6 protein-coding genes and 1 rRNA gene are annotated in these 7638 nt (G+C 41.4%); 6 read left to right on the top strand and 1 reads right to left on the bottom strand.

Annotated elements, in window-relative coordinates:
* The 3 genes from ARB69_RS25170 to ARB69_RS25160 all read left to right on the top strand — a co-directional run.
* Positions 1–91 (top strand): 23S ribosomal RNA (locus ARB69_RS25170); the annotation flags it as partial.
* Between the two features lie 264 nt (positions 92–355).
* The gene (locus ARB69_RS25165; RefSeq protein WP_050638636.1) at positions 356–1096 is read left to right on the top strand and encodes a peptidylprolyl isomerase; all 741 of its coding nucleotides are present in this window, start codon (positions 356–358) and stop codon (positions 1094–1096) included.
* 321 nt (positions 1097–1417) lie between these two features.
* Positions 1418–2707, top strand: coding sequence for a class II aldolase/adducin family protein (locus tag ARB69_RS25160; RefSeq protein ID WP_050638637.1), 1290 nt, complete (start codon positions 1418–1420; stop codon positions 2705–2707).
* A gap of 154 nt (positions 2708–2861) precedes the next feature.
* Here ARB69_RS25160 and ARB69_RS25155 read toward each other — a convergent pair whose 3' ends face one another.
* On the bottom strand, positions 2862–3137 hold the full coding sequence (locus ARB69_RS25155; RefSeq protein ID WP_055155369.1) for a GNAT family N-acetyltransferase: 276 nt from the start codon (positions 3135–3137) through the stop codon (positions 2862–2864).
* A gap of 253 nt (positions 3138–3390) precedes the next feature.
* Here ARB69_RS25155 and ARB69_RS25150 point away from each other — a divergent pair, with 253 nt between their 5' ends.
* The 3 genes from ARB69_RS25150 to ARB69_RS25140 all read left to right on the top strand — a co-directional run bounded on the left by ARB69_RS25150 (position 3391) and on the right by ARB69_RS25140 (position 7227).
* A complete protein-coding gene (locus ARB69_RS25150; RefSeq protein WP_055155368.1) occupies positions 3391–4278 on the top strand; it encodes a fructose bisphosphate aldolase in 888 nt (295 codons plus the stop codon).
* A 166-nt stretch (positions 4279–4444) separates the two neighbouring features.
* Positions 4445–5803 (top strand): FAD-dependent oxidoreductase, encoded by a 1359-nt coding sequence (locus ARB69_RS25145; RefSeq protein WP_055155367.1) that lies wholly within the window; start codon positions 4445–4447, stop codon positions 5801–5803.
* A 74-nt stretch (positions 5804–5877) separates the two neighbouring features.
* Positions 5878–7227, top strand: coding sequence for a cytochrome c biogenesis protein/redoxin (locus ARB69_RS25140; protein ID WP_055155366.1), 1350 nt, complete (start codon positions 5878–5880; stop codon positions 7225–7227).
* Positions 7228–7638 lie beyond the last annotated feature (411 nt).

Genomic DNA, 7638 nt, shown 5'->3' with positions numbered 1-7638 from the left:
CCCCTTGAAGACGACGAGGTAGATAGGACAGAGGTGGAAGTATGGCAACATATGGAGCTGACTGTTACTAATAGGTCGAGGGCATAACCAAGCAAGGTGATAGGATCATGGATGTATTTAATTCTTTGTATGCAGTTTTGAAGGTATATACATATGGAATGAGGAGACGGTACCAGAAGGTATCGTTTTTTTTACATAAATCATAATCCCTAAGTTATGTTGACAGTATTTGTTCTCTTAAAATTTATTGATTTTAGAATATTCTGAAAACAATGAGCAAAAGGGTCTGACCCCCTTGCATGTTTTATGAAATCAAACTATAATGGACATACTATATAAAAAGGAGAATATACATATGAGTCAGGAAGTATTAGCAGTTGTTGCAGGAGAAGAGATTACACAGGAAGAGTTTGATGCATTTTTGCTCAACGTTCCGAGAGACCGTCAGGCGTACATATCCAATCCTCAGTTCAGACAGCAGTGTTTGGAGCAGTTGATTGCACTGCATTTGTTTGCGAAAATGGGGAGCGACCTGAAGCTGGATCAGACTGAGAAATATGAGAAGTTTCTTGTGAATGCAAAGAGAGATATCCTTGCACAGATGGCAATGGAAGAGATTATGAAAGACATTACTATATCTGATGAGGAAGTGGCCGCATATTATGAAGCTAATATGCAGCAGTTTACCAAGGGCGAGATGGTAAATGCAAAACATATTCTCACAGATTCAGAGGAAAAGTGCAGCTCTATATTAGAGTCTATAACAAGCGGAGAAAAGAGTTTTGAGGATGCTGCCAGAGAGAATTCCATCTGTCCATCAAAAGAGAACGGCGGAGATTTGGGTAAATTCGGAAGAGGCCAGATGGTAAAAGAATTTGAAGATGCAGCGTTTGCTGCTGAGGCGGGGCATATAGTCGGACCGGTAGAGAGTCAGTTTGGCTATCATCTGATCAAAGTGGAAGGGAAAGAAGATGCGTCAATAGCTCCTTTAAGCGAGGTGAAGGAGTCCATTAAGACGAGTATGCTTCAGCAGATGCAGAGCAGCGCTTATGCAGAGATGGTGAATGAATTAAAAGCAAAATACATGCAGGAATAATCAGACTTCTATAGGTGGGGGATAAATCACGAAAGAATGTAATGGCAGATGGTCAAGCGGGACTATCTGCCATTTTTTGTGATATGCTTATATTACGATGTACTAGACAAAAAACAGTATCGCGGCGGAGTGCAAAGTGTGCAGCCCTGTAAGCATGAGGGAAAGAAGGGCTGCAGCCAGTACGCTCATGTTGTAATCTAATTTAAAATCGAATAAAACAAATAAAAACCACATTAATATATTGACAAAACCACATAAAACCAATATAATGAATATATAACCAGTCAAGAAAAAACATTTCAATGAAGGAGGAATGATTATATGAATATAAATTTATTACATCCTGCAGACCAGCTGGTCATGATGATGGACCGTATCTATCATTATGGGATGACCACAACATCTGGAGGTAATCTGTCCATTTTGGATGATAATGGAGATGTGTGGATTACACCGGGCAGTGTGGATAAAGGAAGTTTGACAAGAAATGATATCGTATGTATTAAAAATGACGGTACTATTATAGGAAATCATAAACCATCCAGTGAATACCCATTTCATTTGCAAATCTATAAAACAAGAAGTGATATAAAATCAGTTCTGCATGCACATCCACCGGCATTGGTTGCCTTCAGCATTGTCAGAGGGATACCGAATACATTGCTGAGTCCGAACTCCTTTGTGGGATGCGGCCGGATCACTATGGCAGAATATGGACTGCCGGGAAGTCAGGATCTCGGGGACAAGATTGCTAAGGAATTTGCCAAAGGATGTGACATTGCCGTTTTAGAGAACCATGGTGTAGTAGTTGGAAGTGACAGCCTGTTTAATGCATTTAAAGCATTTGAGAACCTGGACTTTTGTGCCCGGCTTCAGATCAACGCAGCTATTATCGGTACGCCCAGATATTTAAAGGCAGAAGAGATTCAGCTTAAGTATACAAGGAATCATCTGAATATGGATGAATTCGTAAGAAATACTATCACAAGCGGCGAGAAGGCTGCTAGACGGGATATGTGCAACATCATTCATCGTGCATACGACCAGGGGCTGGTGAACTCCACTCAGGGATCCTTTTCTGTAAGGCTGGATGAAGAGCGATTTCTGATATCCCCTTATAATGTGGACAGGAAATATATTGATGTAGAAGATATTGTCTGTATCAAAAGAGATATGAGGGAAGCTGGGAAGGTTCCGAGCCGCTCTATCAAGATACATGATGAAATCTATAAGCAGCATCCGGAAATCAATTCCGTTATCATTGCGCATCCACCGTATATCATGGCATACGCCGTTACGGATGAAACTTTAGATTCAAAATCTATACCGGAAAGTTATATTCTAATGAGGGATATACCTAAAGTGGAATACTCAGAATTTTATCAGAATCCGGATAAGGCTGCTCAGAAGTTTGATGAGAGCACTCCGATTGTAATGGTTAGCAATGACTGCTTAGCTGTAACGGGAGATAGCCTGCTCAATGTATTTGACCGTCTGGAAGTAGCGGAATACAGTGCAAAGGCGCTTGTATATGCTAAGAATCTGGGGGATATGGTTCCAATCAGTGAAGAACAGATTGAAGAAATTAAAAATGCATTTCATTTAAAATAGAGATATAAAATTGAGGTTTAAAAGAATTAAAAACTGTTAATTAAAAAAGATAAAAACTGAAAATAGAAAAGAAAAAATGTCCGGCGGAGATTCATCGATGAGAATTCGATGTGCTCCGACGGACTTTTACGTTTAAAGCGACGGGGAGTTCGGGTTATTTTTTCAGAACATCCATATACTCCGGATGTTTTTTAAACCACTTCACTGCGTAAGAGCAGGTGAGAACAGCCTTTTGTCCGCTTTGACGAAGTTCAGAGACCAGTTCCTCCATGAGTTTACCAGCAACGCCCTGCCCTTGCAGCACAGCGTCCACATATGTGTGATTAACATTAACCGTACCGGCATCGATCTCAGGAAAGGTGACCTCTGCCGCTACCAGATAATCCGGAGTATATACGGCGATTTGATTTTTATTATGCACAAACTCCATCTAGAATTCTCCTCTCATTTGACGTTATAGATTGAAATACAAATTGTTTCTGTGTCAGCTCTGAATTAATATTAGCGGAACATGAGCAATATTGCAAGTTACTATGTGCAGCTTACAGCCGTGAATAGTAAATAATGCTAATAAAATATTCAGAAATTTATAAAAAATGATGAGAATTGTGAGAAAAAGTGGTACAATGAAAATACACTAATGTGTTTCAAGTGAAGGCTTCGTTGGATGGGAGGTATGGAATATGAACGAAGTACAATTAAAAAGGATGCACGAAGGTAATGGATTCATTGCGGCGTTGGATCAGAGCGGCGGAAGCACTCCAAAAGCTCTGAAACTATATGGAATTGATGAGTCGCAGTATCACAATGATGATGAGATGTTCGAACTGATACATAAGATGCGGACAAGAATTATTACGAGTAATGCCTTCACTTCTGAACACATACTGGCGGCTATTTTATTCGAGAATACGATGGACAGAAAAATGGAAGGAAAGTACACCGCAGATTATCTGCTGGAGGAAAAAGGGATTCTGCCGATTCTGAAGGTAGACAAAGGTCTGGAAAAGGAAGAAGCCGGTGTTCAGATCATGAAACAGATTCCGAATCTGAAAGAACTCCTGAGCAGGGCGAAAGAGAGGCATATCTTTGGAACCAAGATGCGCTCTGTGATCAAGCTCGCGAATGAGGATGGTATACGTGAGATTGTAGAACAGCAGTTTGCTGTCGGCATGCTGATTGTCAAAAGGGGACTGATTCCGATTCTGGAGCCGGAAGTCGATATCAACAGTCCGGAAAAAGAACAAGCAGAGAAGATCCTGAAAAGAGAACTGCTTCGTCATCTGGATCGGGTACCGGAAGATACCAGGCTCATGTTTAAACTAACGCTTCCAACGCAAAACGGCTATTACAGTGACCTACTGGAAGACCCGAGGGTAGTGCGTGTGGTTGCTCTTTCCGGAGGATACAGCAGAAAAGAGGCCAATACACTGCTAGCTGATAATCCAGGAGTGGTGGCGAGTTTTTCACGTGCGCTTACACAGGGACTGCGGGCTGACCAGACACAGGCAGAATTTGACAGTATGCTTGCAGAATCCATTCAGGAAATTTATGATGCCTCAATAACATAACAAAATATGGTCTTAAAGTGATTTTCACAGCCCTTTTTAAGTTTTTAACCTAAAATTTGAAAAGGGCTGTGATTTTTTGGCAAAATCTATTGACAGATCCAACTGTATCTGATATTGTTACAGTATAAACTGAAACTATAAAAGATACAGATTCCGGGAGGGAACTATGAATACGAAATATGATGATATAATTATTGGATTTGGAAAAGGCGGAAAAACGATTGCGGGTGCATTGGAGAAATCCGGAAGAAAGGTGGCGCTGATCGAAAAGTCGGCAAAGATGTACGGAGGAACCTGCATTAATGTAGGATGTATACCTACGAAGTCACTGGTTCACAGTGCCGGCGCTGCAGCCAGTGGATGCATAGAAAAAAGTATTGCTTATGCGAATGCTGTGGCTAGAAAAACACAGCTTGTAGAGAAGCTGAGATTGAAGAATTATAAGAAGTTGGATACGAACCCCAATATAACAATTATCGATGGAACGGCTCGTTTCACTTCTGATCATAAAGTGGAAGTACAAAGGGCAGACGGTGTCCTGGTGCTGGAAAGCGATCGGTTTTTTATCAATACAGGATCTTCACCATTTATTCCACCTATTCAGGGGATTCAGGGAAATCCGTATGTCTACGTCAGCGAATCTCTTCTGGATATGGAGACGCTCCCCGAACGCCTGGTAATCATAGGCGGTGGTTACATAGGTGTTGAATTCGCTTCGATTTATGCGGATTTTGGAGTAGATGTGACGATTTTGCAGGACGGTTCGGTATTTTTGCCGAGAGAAGATACAGAGATCGCAGATATGGTAAGACAGAATCTTGATCATAGAGGGGCCAGGGTACTCACGGAGGTTCAGGTTCAGGAAATTAAGCAAAAAGAAGGTTTTGCAGAAGTTGTTATCAAAACAAAAGACGACATAGAAATACTTCCGGCAGAAGCGATTCTTGTAGCAACCGGGCGCAGGCCTAATACAAAAGAACTGAATCTGGAAGCTGCAGGCGTACATGTGAATGAAAGGGGCGGCATCATAACTGACAATTCAAGGACAACAACAGCACCGAATATTTTTGCAATGGGTGATGTAACCGGCGGACTGCAGTTTACCTATATCTCACTTGATGATTATCGGATTGTGGCTTCAAAAGTTCTTGGGGATGGCAGTTACACACTTGACAAACGAGGCGCGGTGCCGTACAGTGTATTTCTAAACCCGCCTTTCTCAAGAGTTGGGATGAGTGAAAAGGAAGCTGTTGAAGCAGGCTATCGTGTAAAGACAGTAAAGCTTCCCGCAGCGGCAATTCCGAAGGCGCAGGTACTGGAACAGCCGGACGGACTGTTGAAAGCCGTTCTTGATGCTGACACGAATAAAATACTTGGTGCACATCTTTTCTGCGAGGAGTCACATGAATTGATAAATCTAATAAAAATGGCAATGGATGTCGGACTTGACTATACAGTTCTGAAAAATATGATATTTACACATCCGACTATGGGGGAAGCATTGAATGATTTATTCAGTGTCTAAAGATGGAATATTTCGGTGTCATCAGATCCCGGATATTGCATAGTAAATAATACTTAAAATAGGGAGATTAAGATATGGGATTTTCATTGGATATAAGCGTACCAATACTTACGGTATTTGTTCAGGGATTATTGAGTTTCTTCTCACCATGTGTGCTTCCGCTGATTCCGCTTTATATCGGATATCTGGCGGGAGGCACAAGGAAGGTCGGCGAAGATGGCAAAGTATATTTCAGCAGAAAAAAAGTTATGGTAAATACGTTGTTCTTTGTGGTTGGGGTGAGTTTCACTTTCTTTCTGCTGGGATTTGGAGCCTCGGTGCTTGGAAGCTTCTTCAAAGGCAGCCAGAGTATGTTTGCACGGATCGGAGGCATTCTGATCGTTGTATTCGGATTCTATCAGCTGGGAGTATTCGGAAAGTCCAAGGCTTTAAGCCAGGAACACAGGCTGCCGTTCCATTTGGATAAACTGGCCATGTCACCTTGGACCGCACTGATCATGGGATTTACCTTCAGTTTTGCGTGGACACCCTGTGTCGGCCCGGCTCTGTCCAGCGTCCTGCTAATGTCAGCGTCTGCAAGCACGAAATTGTGGGGATTTGCGTTGATTGGCGTATATACCCTTGGATTCGTACTTCCGTTTTTAGCAGTAGGCATCTTCAGTACAACTTTACTGGATTTATTTAAAAAGCATAATAATGTTGTCAAATATACAGTGAAGGTGGGCGGAGTACTCATGATATTAATGGGTCTTATGATGTTCACTGGAAAAATGAATGCAATTACGGGATATCTTTCAGAGGTACAGACTGCGCAGCAGGATAATACGAAGACAGAAAAGCAGGTACCTGAAAATGAAGAAAAATCAGCGGGTGATGCTGCAGAGAAAAAAGATAAAGCGCAAAATAATGACAGTAATACAAAGGATAATACAGATAAAAATGATGATTCAAAACAGGGCAGCGTTACGGAACTTCCGGATGCCATTGATTTTGAATTAAAGGATCAGTATGGGAATGTGCATAAGCTTTCTGACTATAAAGGGAAGACCGTCTTCCTGAATTTCTGGGCGACGTGGTGCCCGCCGTGCCGTGCAGAGATGCCGGAAATACAAAAGCTCTATGAAGAATACCAAAAGGAAGAAGATCCTGAGGTTGTGATACTGGGAATTGCTGCTCCTGGATATGGACAGGAACAGTCTGCAGATGGCGTGAAACAATTTCTGGAGGAGAACGGGTATACCTATCCGGTTCTGATGGATGAAGGCGGAAACATATTCGACCAATACGGCATTCAGTCTTATCCTACTACATTTATGATTACAAAAGAAGGCAAGGTATTTGGTTATCTGAGCGGACAATTGAGCGAGGATATTATGAGAAACATTATCGCTCAGACAATCAGCGGAAAGCGAGAAACGAATTAGTAGACGGAGCAGCAGAGGGGTCTGACCCCTTTGCTCTCCGTTTTCAGAATATTCTTAAATTAATATACGAGAAAAATCGTGGAAAATGAAAAAAGCTGTTGACAAATGACATAAAAATGTGATAATCTAATCAAGCTGTCGCTTCAAATAGCAACTTTTTCTATAAAACAGTTGATTGAGATGAGTTGAATTTGGGAATTCTAATTTATGCAGTCAGTTGAAAATTAGTTGAAAATAGTTGTTGACAAAAAGTAGGGCAGTATGGTAATATATTAAAGCTGTCGCTTGAAGAAACAGAAAGAAATGAGTTCTGAAGAGCAAAAAGAAAAATAAAAAAGTTCTTGACAGACGGCAACGAACATGGTATTATGTAAAAGTTGCTGCTGACGACAAAGAACGACAGCAAAAACA

It is taken from the genome of Faecalicatena contorta (genome assembly GCF_001404335.1).
Taxonomy (GTDB): Bacteria; Bacillota; Clostridia; order Lachnospirales; family Lachnospiraceae; genus Faecalicatena; species Faecalicatena contortus_B.
Note: the sequence above shows the minus strand (reverse complement) of the source record. Positions and strands in the feature narration are given on the sequence as shown.